The organism is Denitrificimonas caeni (assembly GCF_027498055.1).
Classification (GTDB): domain Bacteria; phylum Pseudomonadota; class Gammaproteobacteria; order Pseudomonadales; family Pseudomonadaceae; genus Denitrificimonas.
The window spans coordinates 1,189,637-1,207,098 of sequence record NZ_CP114976.1 but is presented as its reverse complement, the minus strand read 5'-3'; the positions used below and the strand labels follow the sequence as shown (position 1 = coordinate 1,207,098).

The 17,462-nt window shown below is 50.6% G+C and carries 17 protein-coding genes; 4 read left to right on the top strand and 13 right to left on the bottom strand.

What is annotated here, in order from left to right; translation table 11 throughout:
- Positions 1-113: 113 nt before the first annotated feature.
- From O6P33_RS05780 to O6P33_RS05740, 9 genes are all read right to left on the bottom strand, one after another.
- A complete protein-coding gene (locus O6P33_RS05780; protein ID WP_269819255.1) occupies positions 114-425 on the bottom strand; it encodes an AzlD domain-containing protein in 312 nt (103 codons plus the stop codon).
- Entirely contained in the window at positions 422-1,117 is a 696-nt protein-coding gene (locus tag O6P33_RS05775) for an AzlC family ABC transporter permease (protein ID WP_269819254.1), read from the bottom strand. The genes O6P33_RS05780 and O6P33_RS05775 overlap by 4 nt, the downstream gene beginning before the upstream one ends.
- Positions 1,118-1,320: 203 nt before the next feature.
- On the bottom strand, positions 1,321-2,004 hold the full coding sequence (locus tag O6P33_RS05770; RefSeq protein WP_269819253.1) for a hypothetical protein: 684 nt from the start codon (positions 2,002-2,004) through the stop codon (positions 1,321-1,323).
- A gap of 174 nt (positions 2,005-2,178) precedes the next feature.
- The gene (locus O6P33_RS05765; RefSeq protein ID WP_269819252.1) at positions 2,179-3,228 is read right to left on the bottom strand and encodes a lipoate--protein ligase family protein; all 1,050 of its coding nucleotides are present in this window, start codon (positions 3,226-3,228) and stop codon (positions 2,179-2,181) included.
- Between the two features lie 105 nt (positions 3,229-3,333).
- Entirely contained in the window at positions 3,334-4,029 is a 696-nt protein-coding gene (locus O6P33_RS05760) for a TraX family protein (RefSeq protein ID WP_269819251.1), read from the bottom strand.
- Between the two features lie 23 nt (positions 4,030-4,052).
- Entirely contained in the window at positions 4,053-4,718 is a 666-nt protein-coding gene (locus O6P33_RS05755) for a glutathione S-transferase (RefSeq protein ID WP_269819250.1), read from the bottom strand.
- Between the two features lie 130 nt (positions 4,719-4,848).
- Positions 4,849-5,199, bottom strand: a complete 351-nt coding sequence (locus O6P33_RS05750; RefSeq protein WP_269819249.1) for a hypothetical protein — start codon at positions 5,197-5,199, stop codon at positions 4,849-4,851.
- An 84-nt stretch (positions 5,200-5,283) separates the two neighbouring features.
- Positions 5,284-5,877 (bottom strand): putative metalloprotease CJM1_0395 family protein, encoded by a 594-nt coding sequence (locus O6P33_RS05745; protein WP_269819248.1) that lies wholly within the window; start codon positions 5,875-5,877, stop codon positions 5,284-5,286.
- 100 nt (positions 5,878-5,977) lie between these two features.
- Positions 5,978-6,607 carry a LysE family translocator gene (locus O6P33_RS05740; protein WP_269819247.1) on the bottom strand — a complete coding sequence of 210 codons (630 nt, stop codon included), beginning with the start codon at positions 6,605-6,607 and terminating at the stop codon, positions 5,978-5,980.
- A gap of 567 nt (positions 6,608-7,174) precedes the next feature.
- Between O6P33_RS05740 and O6P33_RS05735 the strand changes: the two genes are divergently transcribed.
- Both O6P33_RS05735 and O6P33_RS05730 read left to right on the top strand, forming a co-directional pair.
- Positions 7,175-8,158: a DUF1852 domain-containing protein gene (locus O6P33_RS05735; protein ID WP_269819246.1), complete on the top strand. Its 984-nt coding sequence runs from the start codon at positions 7,175-7,177 to the stop codon at positions 8,156-8,158.
- Positions 8,159-8,258: 100 nt separating this feature from the next.
- Positions 8,259-9,287, top strand: coding sequence for a methionine synthase (locus tag O6P33_RS05730; RefSeq protein WP_269819245.1), 1,029 nt, complete (start codon positions 8,259-8,261; stop codon positions 9,285-9,287).
- Between the two features lie 164 nt (positions 9,288-9,451).
- Here O6P33_RS05730 and O6P33_RS05725 read toward each other — a convergent pair whose 3' ends face one another.
- Positions 9,452-10,927, bottom strand: a complete 1,476-nt coding sequence (locus O6P33_RS05725; protein ID WP_269819471.1) for an FAD-dependent oxidoreductase — start codon at positions 10,925-10,927, stop codon at positions 9,452-9,454.
- 246 nt (positions 10,928-11,173) lie between these two features.
- The gene (locus O6P33_RS05720; RefSeq protein ID WP_269819244.1) at positions 11,174-11,650 is read right to left on the bottom strand and encodes a winged helix-turn-helix transcriptional regulator; all 477 of its coding nucleotides are present in this window, start codon (positions 11,648-11,650) and stop codon (positions 11,174-11,176) included.
- 99 nt (positions 11,651-11,749) lie between these two features.
- On the opposite strand from O6P33_RS05720, the gene O6P33_RS05715 reads away from it, so the two are divergent.
- Positions 11,750-12,490, top strand: coding sequence for an SDR family oxidoreductase (locus O6P33_RS05715; RefSeq protein ID WP_269819243.1), 741 nt, complete (start codon positions 11,750-11,752; stop codon positions 12,488-12,490).
- A 13-nt stretch (positions 12,491-12,503) separates the two neighbouring features.
- Positions 12,504-13,088, top strand: coding sequence for a 2-hydroxychromene-2-carboxylate isomerase (locus O6P33_RS05710; protein WP_269819242.1), 585 nt, complete (start codon positions 12,504-12,506; stop codon positions 13,086-13,088).
- Between the two features lie 181 nt (positions 13,089-13,269).
- On the opposite strand, the gene smc is transcribed toward O6P33_RS05710, so the two are convergent.
- Both smc and O6P33_RS05700 read right to left on the bottom strand, forming a co-directional pair.
- On the bottom strand, positions 13,270-16,761 hold the full coding sequence (gene smc / locus O6P33_RS05705; RefSeq protein ID WP_269819241.1) for a chromosome segregation protein SMC: 3,492 nt from the start codon (positions 16,759-16,761) through the stop codon (positions 13,270-13,272).
- Between the two features lie 3 nt (positions 16,762-16,764).
- Positions 16,765-17,427 carry a GntR family transcriptional regulator gene (locus O6P33_RS05700; RefSeq protein ID WP_269819240.1) on the bottom strand — a complete coding sequence of 221 codons (663 nt, stop codon included), beginning with the start codon at positions 17,425-17,427 and terminating at the stop codon, positions 16,765-16,767.
- Positions 17,428-17,462 lie beyond the last annotated feature (35 nt).

Genomic DNA, 17,462 nt, shown 5'->3' with positions numbered 1-17,462 from the left:
ACGCTGCTCTGTCTAGCAATCGAATCCTAATAGCCGTCGCGTTACAACTCGTCGTACCAACGTCCATCTGTGCTTACTATGTCGTACCCAACGTTTTAATTAACGCCCGCTACTCAGCCTACAAAATACAACAGCGTATAAAACCCGGCCAAACTGACCAGCACCGACAGCAACATATTTTTAATCACCCAAGCGCAGCCAATACTAAACAATGCGGCATAGGTGTAAGGGCTGCTGGACAAGCCGTTTAAGCCGCTATCACCGAGCAAAATGGGTCCGCAAATTGCGGTCAATAAACACGGTGCAGAATACTGCAAGGCTTGGCGAATAAAGCTTGGTAAGCGAATGGGTAAACGCGGCTCTAATAACACATAACGATTTAACAACACGATGCCGGCCAGCACAAAAATCAGCAACCAAGTCATAGTGTTTCACCGCGCCAGCGCGCTACGACCACAGCGCAGAGCATCCCCAATAAGCCGGCAATAACAATGGCCCCCGCTACCGCAAAACTGTTGAGTAGCAAAGATAAAACCAGCGAAACCACCACCCCTACTAAACTGCTTAAGCGTTTAATCATCGGCACAACAATGGCAATAAAAGTTGCCACGATGGAAAAGTCTAAATGGTAATCAGCCAGATTAGGCACCGAAGCCGCCAGCACCACACCTATCGCGGTAAAGCCGATCCAAGCTAAATAAAAGCATAAGCCTGCACCCATTAAATAGGCAAAATCGTATGACTTTTTACCCACACTTAAGGCAAATAATTCATCAGTGAGCAAAAAGGCCACGGGCAGGCGTTTTTTAAACGGCAAACTGGACACATGCTCACGCAAAATCAACGCATAGAGCAAATGCTGCGCGGTAATCACTAAAATAGTTAAACAAATGGCAATAAAACCGCTGCCAGCAGCCACCATACTGATGGTCACCAGTTGTGCCGCACCGGCAAAGACAAACACCGACAAGCCCATACTTTGTAATGGCGTAAAGCCTTGGCTCACCGCCATTGAGCCAGCCAGCACCCCCCAAGGCAAGACTGCCAAGCACAAGGGAATAATATGCAAAGTACCCAGCCAAAAACGCTGTCGACTTGATGAGGTTTGATCATTCATAAACAACAACTGCAGAAAAATTAAGACGCTGAGTCTAACGCAAAACTAAGCAGTGGCGCAGGGCTGTCCTGTAATCAATGCCGGTGTTTAAAATAGACGGCTGATTTATTCAGCAAGCTGCAAAGCAGCCGTATTAGTTTCACAAGCGCGCCAAGATCACCCAAAAGCTCAAATCCAAACTTATTAACACCATCAGTCAAACACTAGCGCCAAGGCTTTTGGGCCAAGAAAATAGTATGCCGACTGCCTTTGCCCGGTCGCGCCCGTACAGTACGCACAGTAACAATGAAACCGGCCTTTTTCAGCTGAATGGGAAATAAGACATCAGCGCCAGCAGACCACACTGCCAGCATTCCTTCAGGACGTAAGCTGTTATACAAAGCCTCTAGACCACGGCTGGAATACAACCAGTTATTATTGCTGTGGGTAATGCCTTCTGGACCGTTATCCACATCCAACAAAATGGCATCAAAGTCTGGCTGCTCCAGTTTGATTAACTCAGCAATATCGCCCACACGAACCTTACAACGTTCATCGCTCAAAGGACGACCTGCACATTCGCCCAGCGGGCCCTGATTCCACTCCACCACTTCTGGAATCAGCTCTGCTACCGTCACTTGCGAATTGGCATTCACACTGGCCAATGCTGCGGCCAAGGTATAGCCCATCCCCAAACCACCAACTAAAACCTTGGCTTGATCTTTTTCTTTAATATGCGCACAGCCAAGCTTGGCCAATTCTTCTTCAGAATTATACAGGCGGCTATTCATCAACTCGCCACGCACGCCAGACAAACGAATTGAGAACTCATCCTCGCGGCGAAATAGCGTTAACTCACCGCCATTGTTAGGAATAATGGCGGTGGCAAGCTTGCTTAATGGCTTCATGCTGTCTCTTTGTGGGCTATGTAATTTTTGAGGATCGCACTGTAGATCTATTTACCCACAGAAGCTACAAGGATTCACAGCCCACAGCTGTTATTGGCAGTGCCCAACAGGTTTTTCTGCAATAACACGAGCAACAGGGCGCAGCACAATGCATTACGCCATGTACGTTTGCTGCTACCGTACTTTGTAGAGCCAATCTTCAGTTAAGAACTTCTCAGCAACCAATGCCTTGGCGCTGGCCAATTCCTCAGGTAAATAATCGCCCGTTTGCGCTTGGTGACGCTGAGCAAAATGCTGGGTAAAAGCCTCGATAATCGCATCACGACTTAAGCCTGTTTGGCTGCGCATCGGATCAACGCGTTTTTTCGCGCTGGTGGTGCCTTTATCTGAGAGCTTTTCACGGCCTGTGCGTAACACCTGCAGCATTTTGTCGGCGTCAATGTCATACGCGAGAGTGGCATGATGCACCAAGACTCCAGTACCAAAACGCTTTTGCGCCGCACCACCGATTTTACCTTGCTGTGATGCAATGTCGTTTAACGGCTGATAATGCGCTTTGATCCCCACCTCAGCTAAGGCTTCGAGCACCCAAGTGTCTAAAAACTTATAGGACTGCTCAATGCTCATACCATCAACAATGGAAGTTGGCACCGTTAATGAATAGGTAATACAGTTGCCCGGCTCCATAAACATTGCTCCGCCACCGGTAATGCGGCGCACCACTGCGACATTAGCGGCCTTGGCTGCAACCATATCCACTTCATTTTTGACCGACTGAAAATAACCAATTACCACCACCGAGTCATCCCAGTCCCAAAAACGTAACGTCGGCCCACGCACGCCTTGCGCCACAGACTGAGCCAGCACATCATCTAACGCCACGTGCATCGCTGCCGGTAAAGTCACAGGTGGAATCAAGGTGAACTGGTGATCCAACCAACTGCTGGCTTTACCTAAGGCTCGGCGCACAGCAATGGCCACGGCTTCGGCGGAGAAACCAAACATCATGACATTCTCATCCAACGCCGCAGTCACCGCCGCCGCTAATTGTTGCTGACTGGCGGTGCTGGGCAAACCCACTAACGCTTGGTTAATTAGATCTAACGCCGTGTCAGGCTCTAAGAAAAAATCACCGGAAATACTCACCTGAGTTAAGCAATCGTCTTGCACCGCAACATCGGCCACCACTAGCTTGCCGCCAGGCACTTTATATTCACCATGCATTTTTTCACCCTACGAAATTAAATTTACATATTGAGAACTGATCTCATTCTAAGAGCCTGCCCCAGACCAAGCAAGGCTTTAAACGCGGCCTCGGCAACGTCCTCCTTAGCCGCTCAGCAATTGTTTGAGCAGCAACAGCACTAATAAATGCCCAGGGTAAAACCAGTAGAAAAACCACTTCATGCGCGGCAACTGCCTATCGCGGTAAAACTGTAGCGACAACCAGATGACCGGTACCGCAAGCAGTGCTGCCAAGCTCTCATTTAGCAGGCACAGCAATACAGCAAGCAATGACAAAGCACTATAAAGACTCACGCGCTCGCAGTGACTGGCAGTTACAGATAAACGCCAAATCACCACAACCAGAGCCGGCCCAAGCCAGACATAATCCACCATACTGCCTGCGCCAATAAAAAACAGCAGCGCAGCCAAACGCACAGCAATGACAAAACGCTGAGGCACAGGTACGGCCAGCAGATAAACAGTTGCGCAGGCCACCAGCAAGGTAAATAAAATATTCAGCGGCCACCAGTACCACAAGCCGGCATCAAGGATGTTATACAGCGGTGTTGCCAAAAGCCCAAACAGCAACAGCCGCAGCATAATCTTGGGTATTTTCGCTACTGGCACTCTGGCTAAGTTATAGCCCAAGACAAACACAAACAACGGCAGCGCCAGCCGACCGATTTCATACAACAGCGGGCTGTATTCAGCTTTAACAAAACTGTTGTAGTGATCAAGCAGCATCGCGGCAATGCCGATATATTTGATGGCGGTTAGAGCCGCATTAGAAACCCTCAAGTGCACGCATCCAAAAACCCCCCTCATTCAGCCAACGGAAAAACCACCAACTCATCGCCCAGCTGCCAGGGCGGGTACTTATGCATAATTTGCACAAAGACGGGGTGCTGCAACCAATCCTTTAACCACTGCTGTAGATGTGGATACGGCAGGCGATAAAACGCTTCTCGATCAACATGGGCAAACTGACGCACAAAGGGCATGATGCCGATATCCGCCATACTGATGTGGGCACCCAGCAAGTAGGTGTTTTGCGCCAGCAGGTTGTCTAACACCTGCAAAAACACTTCACCCTTTTTTCGATACTCAAGCTGAGTGAACTCTGGATGACGGTCAGCGTATTTATAGCGATCCAGCCAGTGCTTAAACTCATTATCGTTCTGCTCGATCAATGCCTGTGCGCCAGCTACATCAGTTTTTAACACGCCATGTGGGTCGCTCTGCTGCAGCGCCCACTCAAGAATTTCACGGCTTTCTTCGATAACCTGGCGCGGCGCATCTCCCACTGCAGGCAGTTGCAGCACTGGCACAGTGCCCTTGGGGCTGATCGCCAACATCTGCGCAGGTTTGTTTCTCAGCACAATTTCGCGCAGCTCCACTTGCAGTCCGGCAAACACAAGACCGAGCCGAGCGCGCATGGCGTATGGGCAGCGGCGAAAGGAGTACAAACGAGGCAGTGCGACAGTCATAGCGTGCTTCCTAGCTGAATTAAAGGACGCACAGACTATAGCGGATTTTATTCTGTCTTGGGCAAGTCGCCCGCAGGACTACAACTGCCCGCAGCGGCACACAGTTTTCGCACCGCGCAGCACGGCGTACTTATTTACAACGCACGGTACCGAAAGAATCTGTACGGCATGTGGAGCCGTCACTGCCACGAGTGGTACCAAAAGAGTCAGTGCGCCATGAATTGCCCTGATTGTCTCGGGTAGTGCCAAATGAATCCGTACGGTATGTGCTGCCATCACTACCACGGGTCGTACCAAAGGAGTCGGTGCGCCATGAGTTGCCTCGGTTGTCTCGGGTAGTGCCAAACGAGTCCGTGCGGTATGTAGTGCCGTCATTGCACCTTGTGGTCCCAAAGGAATCCGTGCGACAGGTGCGCTCAGCAAAAGCCCAAGGCATGCCGAGAATAAAGGCCAACACAACCACAGCAGCTTTTATTTTCATAACGAACTCCTTAGACGTTGTAGTGCAGCGAGCTTGGCAGTTAGACGCTGCATGCGGTTTTGCATTGTCAGCCAAGCCAGTAAACTAAGCCTGCAAGTTCAGCTGCGAATCACTTTTAAACTCAGCAGCAACATTTTGATATTGCGCAGTCGCTACTTTACCCTTTGCACTGTTTTGCTGCGCAACTTCATCAACAGCATCAAGCTCTGGCTCAGCATCATTATCCACGCTGGCTTGCTCAGCGCGGGCTTCGGCTTCCATTTGCGCGGCTTTAGCAGCTACCGCACGGTCTTGACCTGAAGGCTCTGCGGGCGCGAGCGCGGCGGCACGAATAATTTGCGCTCTGCGAATGGTATCTTCTGGATTATTACCGCTTGACGTATCAATCTTCACCTCACCACCAATGGCATAACTGGCGCCATCAGGCCCGCGCTGATAGGTAAAGGTCGCACCAGAGGTGGCCAAACCACCAGCAGCAGCCAAGTGCGCCATCTCATGGGCACGCACTTCACGATCGCGGGCTTTGAGTTCTTGCAACTCTTTCATTTGCTCAGGAGCTAGTGTTGCTGCGGTTACAACTGAAGTTTTGTCGTCAGCGGACTGCTCTGCTACGCCCTGCTCAGAGCGGCGCGTATAACTGTGCGCGGCAAAAGAATGGCCAACTGATGAAATATTCATAGCAGCCCTCCAAGAGTGATGGTTTTAGTCTAGATAGTATGCCGTTAGTGCCAACTCTGATCCAGCTGCATCAGCAATGACTGAATACGCACCTGCAGCCCTAGCCAGTTCGTGTGGCGATCACTTTAAGACCCAGTGCGATCATTGCCCCGCCTAAAATGCGCTCAAGCCAATGGCCACACTTTTTGAATTGTGCGTTTACCGCAGGTCGAGATAAAAGCATCACCACCGTGGAAAACCAAGCCAATTGAATCAGCATCATCCAGCCACCGTAGATGGCGAGTTGATACAGTGGCATGTCGGGTGAAAGCACCACAGTAAACAGCGATACAAAATAGATGGGCGCCTTGGGATTCAATGCATTACACAGAAAACCCACACCAATACCTTTACGCGCCGAGTACTTCACAGCAGTTTGCGCAACCAGCTCTTGTCCGCTTGTCGGCCTAGAGCGCAAGCCTTGAACGCCCAAATACAGCAAGTAGCCACCACCCAATATTTTTATCACCCACAATGCATTCGCGGAGTTGGCTATCACCGTAGCCAAGCCTAGTGACGAATACACAATGTGAATTGCCAGACCAAGAGCAATGCCGATACTGCACATTAACCCGGCCTTTTTTCCATTGGATAACGTTTGTTGCGACACTAAAACAAAATCAGGCCCAGGCGACGCCGCAGCCAAAAGATGGATTGACGTAATAACGATGAGCCCTTGTAATAAGTCCAATCTTAACCCCTAGTTGGCACGTCGAGCGCTGCAACAATCTGGCCAATAACAGTCTGGCCATAACGCACTAGCGCCCTTGGCGTTGCCCTAATACCTGTTCTAAAACTCACGCTAACGACCTGAGCATCTAAACGACTTATATATTGCACTTTTGATGTACTCATACAAAACTTAACAATGACTTTAGCCTTGTACAGTAGTGGTAAAATTGTCTGGCTGCAGCTTACTAAATTTTCACCGACAAACCCATTGAGGCAAATCGGCTAGCCATTAATCCCGCACTGCGCGCTCGGCAGCAACCGCCTCAGCCCCCGTTTAGCCAAGCAAACACTGGCCTTGAGCTGATCATGATCTTTACTCATGTAGCAGCTGAAATAAGATCATTTCTATTCATGTCAGCATCCACGTATAAATGTATCCATTCTCAACTCTAGACTGCTAGAGCAACTATTAATGAGCCATAAACAAGAACAAGCGCTACAGACTGTCGACCAGGAACGTCAATAACGTCCAGCATCAACAAGCTTGCCTTCAGGTTTTATCGCACGATTTGGATACCAGAGCACCATGACTAACGACTTTGTATTTGCTATCAACAGCATTGCTTTTGATGAAAACTACCGCCCTTCGGACAACACGCGAGCCACGACTAACTTTGCCAACTTAGCCAGAGGTGAAAGTCGTCAGCAAAACTTGCGCAATACCTTAACGATGATCAACAACCGCTTTAACGCTTTAGCGCATTGGGACAATCCCAAAGGCGACCGCTACACTGTTGAACTAGAAATCATTTCAGTGGACATGAAAATTGATCATCAAGGCACTGAAAGCAGTTTCCCAGCAATTGAAGTCTTAAAAACCACTATTGTTGATCACCAGACCAACAAACGTATTGATGGCATGATCGGTAATAACTTTTCTTCGTATGTGCGCGATTATGACTTTAGCGTACTGCTTAGAGAGCATAATCAAGGCAAGACTGAGTTTAGTATTCCGGCTGATTTTGGCGAGCTGCATGGCAATATCTTTAAAAGCTTTGTTAATTCAGAAACTTACCAAGAACACTTTACTAAGCTGCCAGTGACCTGCCTCAGCGTTTCAGATAACAAGGTGTATCACAGAACCGGCAATGAGCATCCGATCCTTGGCCTGGAATACGAGCCCAATGAGCCCTCGTTAACTGAGCAATATTTCAAAAAAATGGGCTTACACGTGCGCTACTTTATGCCGCCCAACAGCGTTGCGCCTCTGGCGTTCTACTTCTTTGGTGATTTGCTCAATGATTACAGCAATCTGGAACTGATCAGCACCATTAGCACCATGGAGTCTTTTCAGAGAATTTACCGCCCAGAGATTTATAATGCCAACGCCGCTGCTGGCCACTGCTACCAACCCAGCTTGAGCAACCAAGATCACTCACTCACGCAAATCGTCTATGATCGCGAAGAACGTAACGCGCTAGCACTTGAGCAAGGTAAATTTACCCAAGAGCACTTTATCAAGCCCTACCAAGCCCTACTTGAGCAATGGTCGGCTAAATACGCTGCCTGAATTTGCGTTTAATCACCTACAAGAATTGAAAGAAGCGCTGAATAATGTGGCCCAGATTCCCTAGGTACTTATTCAGCGCTTTATTAATACGGAATCGACTATGAGCATTTTACTACCCACATCCACCGCTGGCAGCTTGCCCAAACCTTCTTGGCTGGCCGAGCCAGAGACCATTTGGTCGGCTTGGCGCTTAGAGGGCGAGGCCTTAATTGAAGGTAAGCAGGATGCTTTACGGGTCTGGCTGCACGAGCAGCAACAAGCAGGCATTGATATCGTCAGTGATGGCGAGCAAACCCGTCAGCACTTTGTCACCACCTTTATTGAGCACCTCGATGGCGTTGATTTCACCCAACGTGAAACAGTTAAAATCCGTGACCGCTACGATGCCAGCGTGCCAACTGTAGTGGGCGCTGTGAGCCGCAAAAACCCAGTCTTTGTTGACGATGCCAAATTTTTGCGCCAGAACACCACGCAACCGATTAAATGGGCACTGCCCGGCCCAATGACCATGGTCGATACCCTGTATGACGCCCATTACAAAAGCCGCGAGCAATTGGCCTGGGAGTTTGCCGTGATCCTCAATCAGGAAGCCCGTGAGCTCGAAGCCGCAGGCGTGGATATTATCCAGTTTGATGAGCCATCATTTAACGTGTTTTTTGATGAAGTGAATGACTGGGGTATTGCCGCGCTAGAAAGAGCCGTAGAAGGTCTGAACTGTGAAACCGCCGTGCATATTTGCTATGGCTACGGCATTAAAGCCAATACCGATTGGAAAAAGACCTTAGGCTCTGAGTGGCGTCAGTACGAAGAGGTTTTTCCTAAGCTGCAACAATCCAGCTTGGATATTATCTCCCTCGAATGCCAAAACTCCCATGTACCCATCGATCTGCTTGAGCTGATCCGCGGTAAAAAAATCATGCTTGGCGCTATTGATGTGGCCACCAATACCATTGAAACCCCAGAAGAAGTCGCCGCTACGCTGCGCAAAGCCCTGCAATTTGTCGATGTGGACAAGCTCTACCCATCCACCAACTGCGGCATGGCGCCTTTAGCGCGCGAAGTCGCCCGCGGCAAGCTCAATGCTTTAAGCGCCGGTGCTGAAATTATTCGCCGTGAGCTGAAAGCTTAAGCAACCTACAGCGGCTGTGCTAGTACCGGTGGTCGCATGTAAATGCGGGCCAGCGGTGTGTAAATGCGGGCCAGCGGCCCCCGCTCCTAGGTAGCAACCTATAACAAGATTCTGGGCTATGTGCGACATGGATTGTTTCACTGAGCTCGCCAAGACAACTTAGATCAGCATTCCTTTAAACAGCTACCTCTAGGCTGATCGCTTTTATGCAAGACCACCTCAGAGTGTAAAAAATCTGCCGCATCGGCTGAGCCTTGTACCTTAATGGCGCTACGCTCAAGCATCTCCGTTTCAAACTCGCTTAACACTCGACTGCGCAGGCCCGCCTCGCGCCAGTTTGAGTGCAAGCAACACCCTCTAGTGATCATGCGGGCCAACGACAATGCATCTAACAATGCTTGGTTAGCCCCTTGGCCTTTAAACGGGCTCATGGGATGTGCCGCATCGCCCAGCAAAGTGACCGGCCCTATATCCGTTAATGCATCTGCACTCAATACAGCCCTGTCATACACTGGATAACCCGACACTAAAGCTGCAGGCGTGGCTGCTAAAATCTGTGGAATAGGCAAGTGCCAGCGCGCGCGTTTACAAGCTTCTGCTTTGAGCGCCTCAGCCCCTGCAGCACTTAAGGCTTGAGCAGCGCTTTCTAGCATCGGGAAGCTCAACTGCCACATCACCGAGTCGGTATCAAACGGCATGATATAAATGCGCTCGTGGCCATTGGCGGTTTGGAATACGGTGGCAGAGTCGAGCAAATCACTGTCGATCTCGCTGAGCGCACTTAATGGACAAATGCCCAAAATAGCGATGCAATCAAGATAATGTAATGAACTGTTGTCATGCCCCAGAACTAACTTACGCACCGCACTGCGAATGCCATCAGCACCCACCACTAAATCTGCGTTGGCAGTTTTTGTCTGACCATCGACCATAAAACTTAACTCGACCCCAGCTGGGGTTGTCTTAAGATTTACCAGTTGATGCCCCCACTGTATTGCCTCATGCGGCCGCGGATGAGCCGCCAATTGCTGCAGTAACGCGAGGCGCAAGGACTGACGGGCAATATGTACATTGGTGCGCTTAGGTGCTTTATTGCCATCGGCATGCCGCCAGTTTCTTACGCCCCACTCGCCAAGTACTTTGCCGTCAGTGCTGTGCACCACATGACGCGTCGAGATGATACCTTGGTCAAGCGTGAACAGACCTAAGCCTTCGATGGCCTTGCTTGCTTGTTGCAAAGTGAGGCCATAGCCCTGAGAGCGCGCAGCAAAATCGCGATCACGCTCATACAGAGTAAATGGAATACCACGGTGCAAACAGGCGACCGCCAATGCCACACCACCAATCCCACCACCAATAATGGCGACATTTGGATAGTTTTCAGTGTCCGCAACTGGCGGGTGAGTGGCCGCGCGCAAGCCCGATCCAAGGCAGCTCGGACAAGCAGACAAGTGTGCCTTTGGTCGTTCTGGCGCAATACCGCCATGCTGGGCAAACTGCAACAAGGCGGCCTGATAGCTCAACTTGGCTTTTTTGCGGATTTTCTGACGAATCCGCCCACGTCCTTGGCATTTAAAGCAAAGTGCCCAACTGGGCTGTATGTCATGAGTTAAGCTAATGTGCGCCAACCCTGAACTCACCCCGCTCAAGCAAGGTGAGCCCTAATTATCAATGGTTTAAAGGGGGTAAAAACAAGGAGTAAACATAATTTTAAGACTTATCTAGACTGCTACGAGCCTCAAAAAAGGTGCGTATTTTAACTCATGTAGTTTTAAATAGATGCTCTTTACCAACTCTGCAAGTAATTTACGCACAACCAATCATTACACTAACACTGCACTGCCACGCGCTTTTAAACTCGCCCTATGTGGTTGAAAACACACTAATTAAGGGAGTAGCTCTTTAGCCAGATCCTGCCACCCGCAACCAACTTCAACACGAATATCTTTTGCGGTCACCGGCTCTTTACAACAGGAGCATACAGTAACAGGCTGCATGACTTGGCCGCATTTTTTATGCACGTGAACTATTGGGGCGCCGCGTTCATCGACCATGTGCTTATCACCCCAATGTACCAAAGCCAAGATAACTGGGTGCAGCTCCAGTCCTTTCTCTGTTAGCCGATACTCTTCCCGTATAGGTTTCTGTTGATACGGCGTTTTGTACAGAACACCGCTATCAACCAGCTTCTTGAGGCGGTCAGCCAATACATGCCGGGTAATTCCCAAGCTTTTCTCAAGGGCATCGAAACGCCGTATGCCCAAAAAGCAATCACGCAGGATCACTAACGTCCACCTATCTCCTACCACCGATATCGTTCTAGCCAACGAACATGGCTGCTTATCCAATTCATCCCAGCGCATAAATCACACACTCCTAGACATTCCTGTAAGAACAGCTTGACAGGTTCTAAAAAGGAACCAACTCTACACAAGCTCCAAAATAGAACTCAGGAGAAAGGTATGAAAGAATCCAAAAAAAGACCACGTGTAGCGGTTATTATCGGCGCTGGCGATGCGACCGGTGGGGCAATTGCTCGACGATTTTCTCGAGAAGGTTACGTCACCGTGGTCATCCGCAGACGCCTGGAAGCTCTAGCCCCACTGGTAGAAATCATTCAGGCAGAAGGCGGGCAAGTTCACGGATTTGGTTGCGATGCCCGTGACGAGAAAGCGATGATCGAGCTATTCAAGCACGTAGAGGATCAGATCGGAGACATCGAAGTTGTAGTCTTCAATATCGGCGCCAACGTCCGTTTTTCCATTACTGAGACCACCGAACGTGTGTACAGAAAAGTTTGGGAAATGGCCGCACTAGCCGGTTTCTTGACCGGTCGTGAAGCGGCCAAGGCCATGCTACCGCGCAACAGAGGCACCATTATATTCACCGGTGCCACCGCATCACTTCGCGGAAGCAGCGGCTTCTGCGCATTTTCAGGAGCAAAGTTCGCGCTGCGCGCCCTAGCACAGAGCATGGCCAGAGAGCTCGGCCCCAAAGGTATACACGTTGCTCACCCCATTATTGACGGTGCGATTGATACTGACTTTATCCGTGAAAACTTCCCAGACATGTATGCCCGAAAGGAACAAGACGGTATCCTGAACCCCGAGCATATCGCCGAGCAATACTGGCAAATCCATTGTCAGCCGCGAGACGCGTGGACCCACGAACTGGATTTACGCCCCTGGATAGAAACTTTCTGACAAGGACAAAACCATGAACAAAACCATCGACGTATATTTCGACGTAGGCAGTCCTGCCAGCTACCTTGCCTGGACACAGTTGCCTACTCTCGCAGAACGAAACAACGCCAGTATCAACTGGAAGCCCATATTACTAGGCGGCGTGTTCAAAGCGACTGGCAACCAGTCCCCGATCACAATCCCCGCCAAAGGACGCTACACAGCAATCGACCTTATGCGCTTTGCAAAAAAGTATGACGTTAAGTTCGAATTCAATCCGCACTTTCCGATCAATACCCTGCAACTGATGCGCGGAGCCACAGGCTATCTACAGAGTCCACGCTTTGGGGATTACCTCACCGCGATTTTCACTGCGCTTTGGGTGGACAAGAAAAACTTGAACGATCTAGAGGTTGTCTCGCAAGTGCTAACTGATGCAGGATTTGACCCAGTCGAAGTACTGGAACTCAGTAATACTCCGGAGGTGAAGGAACAACTCAAAAAAACCACAGAGGAAGCCGTTTCCCGAGGTGTTTTTGGCGCACCCACTTGTTTCGTAGCGAGCGAAATGTTCTTTGGGCAGGATCGGCTTGACTGGGTAGAAAGAGCGTTGCTTTAACGCAATAAGGTTCCCACCAGCTTACGCCTGGTGGGGCACATGCCCAATTTACCGCTCGAGCCAACACTCTTACATCAATATAAACCTCTAAACATTGAAGTCTTTAGCTGTAAAATACAGCTATTCCTTTAACTGCTACTCATGCATGTCGCTTATTTTCAAGCTGGATACTCGCTATCACTTAACTCTCCGCCAGCGCGGCGGCTTCTTCCACATTCACCGTTACCAAGCGTGAGCAGCCAGGTTCGTGCATAGTGACGCCCAGTAACTGGTCGGCCATTTCCATGGCGATTTTGTTGTGGGTGATGTAAATAAACTGCACTTTCTCCGACATTTCTTTAACCAAACGTGAGTAACGCACCACGTTGGCGTCATCCAGTGGCGCGTCGACTTCATCGAGCATGCAAAAAGGTGCGGGATTGAGCTGGAAGATGGCAAACACTAACGCCAGTGCCGTCAGGGCTTTTTCGCCGCCGGAGAGTAAATGAATGGTGCTGTTTTTCTTACCCGGTGGCCGCGCCATAATCGCCACACCGGTGCTGAGCAAGTCATCGCCGGTCATTTCTAAACTGGCGTGACCGCCGCCAAAGACTTTCGGGAACAGCTCTTGTAAACCGCTATTGATCAGATCAAAGGTTTCTTTAAAGCGGTTACGGGTTTCGCGATCGATTTTACGGATCACGTTTTCCAGCGTATCCAAAGCCTCCACCAGATCATCGTTTTGCGCATCTAAGTAGGTTTTACGCTCCGATTGCTGGCGGTACTCGTCAATGGCAGCAAGGTTAATCGCGCCCAAACGCTCAATACGTGTGGCCACCGCGCTCAATTGCTGCTCCCAAACACTGATCTGCGCACCTGCCGGTAAGTGTTCGAGTAACTGATGCACATCCAGCTGCACCGCTTGTAATTGCTGGTTAAAGGTCTCTTTTTGCACCGTTAAGGTCTGCAAAGTGAGGCGCTGTTGTTCCAACTGTTCGCGCACGCCCTGCGCTCGCTGTTCGGCTTGGCTGCGCAGTTTCTCTGCCTCACGCATCTGCGTGTCAGCTTCTTCTAGGGCGGTGCGCGCGGCGCGCAATTCATCGTCAATGGCTAAACGTGTGTGCAGTAATTCCTCCAACTGCGCACGCAACTCATCAATCGGTGACTCACCTTCCTCAAGGTTTAAGTTCAGCTGTTCACGGCGCTGATTGGCCTGCGCGCACTGTTGCTCTAAACGCTGCAGGGCTTGTTCAGTTGAGCGCTGCTGAGTGGTCAAGGTGCTGATGCGCAGCGCCAGCTGATGCTGAGTGTTTTTATCCTGCCGCGCCTGCTGGCGTAACTGTTCAAACTGACTGCGCAACTGCCCTTGCTCGGCTTGCAGCTGTTGTTGTTGCTGTTCGGCGTTGGCCATGGCATCCAGTGCATCTTGCAATAACAGCCGCGCTTCGCCGATCTGTTCGCCTTCAAACTGTTGTTGTTCTGTCACTTCTTCCAGTTCGGCAGCGATGGCGCTGCGGCGTAATTGCAGCTGTTCAACCCGCGCAACTTTGGCTGCGAGCTGGCTTTTTAATTCACTTAAGGTTCGATGTGCGCTCTGCTCATCTCGGCGTAATTGTTCGCTCTGCTCTTGCACGGTTTGCCGTGTGTGCTGCAGCGCTTGCAGTTGTTCTTCTAAGTGCAATTGCTGCTCTTCCAGCTCGGCGACGCTTAATAATAAAGCGTCCAATTCTTGCGCACGGGCCAGCACGCCGCTGCCTTGCTCATCCCCGCGCTGCACAGTAAGAAAGTGCGCCGCCAACCAATAGCCATCCTGACTGACCACGCTTTCACCGCTGTTTAGCTGTGGGCGCAGCTGCAATGCTTCATCCAAAGTGTGCACGGCATACACCTGCGCCAGCCAGGGCGACACATCCAACGCGGCTGACACCACTTTACTGAGCAAACTGTTTTTTACCGGCGCAACGCCTGCGCTGTTGCTAACTAAACGCAAGTGCCCGCTGTTTAAACTGCTTACATCCAGATCAGTCCAGCTGTCCACCTGCACCGCTTGCAAGTCAGCGGCCAGTACCGTTTCCACAGCCAACTCCCAGCCCGCTGCAACTTTTAAACCGTCCAGCACGCGTGGCTGCTGTTGTAATTGCTGCTGCTCCAGCCACTCCTGTACGCCCTGGTCAGGATTGAGCGCTGCTTGTTGCAGCGCTTCTAAAGCCGAAATACGCCCCTGCAGGCGTTGTAATTGGCCTTGCAGCTGTTGTTGCTGTTGGTTTTTCTCGTTCAAGTGCGCTTGGGTATCTTCTAGCTGCGCCGTTTGTAATTGCTGGGTGGCCGATAATTCGTCTAAATGGGCTTGCGCTTCATCCACGCGGTCCTGCAGCTCTTCTAGAGACTCCGCTTGCGGGTCGTCTTGCAGGCTGTGCTGCTCATCGCGCAAGCGCTGCTCGCGGCTGATTAAGCGCTGGCTGCTGTCTTCTAACTGATCAATCCGCGCTCGCTGCACACCGGCGGCACTGCGGGGCTGCGCACTCTGCTCGGTGGATATGTTCCAGCGCTCTTGCCAATCGTGCATGGCTTCTTCGGCCTGTAAAAAGGCCGCTGCTGAGCATTCCTCATTCAACTCAGCTTCGGCTTGCTGCTCGGTGAGGACCTGTAATTCATCGGTCAAACGGGCCAATAGTTCACGATCACTGGCTAAGTGGCTTTCCGTTTCCAGGCGTGCTCGCTCCGCTTCGCGCAAATCGTCTTGCAACTGGGCTAAGCGTTGCTGGGCATGCTGGATACTTTGCTCATGGCGGGCAATATCTGCACCTATGGCATAAAAACGCCCTTGCACACGGTTAAAGGTCTCCGACAAATCGTGATGGCCATCACGCAGCAGTTCAATCTTGGCATCGGCTTGGCGCTGCTCGGCAATGCAGGCTTCTAGCGCTGTTTCTAATTCGCGAATCAGCCTTTCATGTTCACCGGCTTGGCCATTGAGTTGCTGCCAGCGCAGTGCGGTGAGTTGTGCACTTAAGTGATGTTCTTCAGCTTTGTATTCTTGGTACTTTTCTGCAGCACTGGCTTGGCGTTGTAAACGCTCGATTTGTCGCCCCAACTCTTCACGCAAATCCAGCAAGCGCTCAAGGTTTTCTTGGGTACGGCGAATACGGTTTTCCGTTTCGCGGCGGCGCTCTTTGTATTTGGAAATACCAGCAGCTTCTTCAATAAAGATACGCAGATCATCGGGGCGTGCTTCCACCAAGCGCGAAATCATGCCCTGTTCAACAATGGCATAACTGCGCGGGCCAAGACCGGTACCGAGGAAAATATCAGTAATATCACGGCGCCGACATTTAACCCCGTTTAAATAATAGGTACTTTGCGCTTCACGGGTGACGCGGCGGCGAATGGAAATTTCTGCGTAACTGGCATATTCACCCAGCAAGCTGCCGTCGCTGTTATCAAACACCAGTTCAATGCTGGCTTGCGCCACCGGCTTGCGGGTATTGGAGCCATTGAAGATCACATCAGTCATCGACTCGCCGCGCAGGTTTTTCGCCGAGCTTTCACCCAGCACCCAGCGCACTGCATCAATAATATTGGACTTACCACAGCCGTTAGGCCCCACCACCGCAGTCATATTGCTGGGAAAGCTGGCAGTCGTTGGATCAACAAAGGATTTAAAACCCGCTAAACGGATGCATTTCAGACGCATAAATCAGCAAGCCTCAGGTAGAGCACTGAGGATTAAATGGCAGTTTTTTTGCGCATAAGATTTGACCAAAACACGAATATCATCCACTTGACGTCCCTGCACAGCGACCAATAGCTGATCAAAAATACGCGTAAATTGCGCCATTTCAGTACTCCGCTGCTTGAAAGCTGAATAATAAGTACGGCTCACTGCCGGCACTATATTGGCTAAGGCCTGCTGTAAATACGGGTTATCAACAACTGGGGCGGCGACTTCAATGACCGCAAAGCAGTGTTGTATAAACTTCTCTGTAGCATTGTTTTGTACGCTTTGCTGCATGGCGCGCCGCAGTTCTACAAACGGCAACAACTGCCCTGGCGTTTGCCAACGCTGCGCCAACAAAGTGCCCAGCAATATATATAACTCGGTGCTTAAGTCATACAGATCTTGCACATTTTGTGCAGTAAGTATGCGTACTTGTGCACCACGTCGCGGATAAATATCGACGAGGTAACTGCGCTGCAATAACAGCAGTGCTTCACGCACGGAACTGCGGCTGACTTGATACTGCTCAGCAATGGCAACCTCGCGCAACGCAAAGCCACCCTGCAGCTCGCCACAGATAATACGCTGCGCTAAAGCATCGGCAATACTTTTAGCCACACTGTCTGTATCGTCTTGCAACATAAACGGCTCATTGTTTGGATTGGAAATATCCGCGC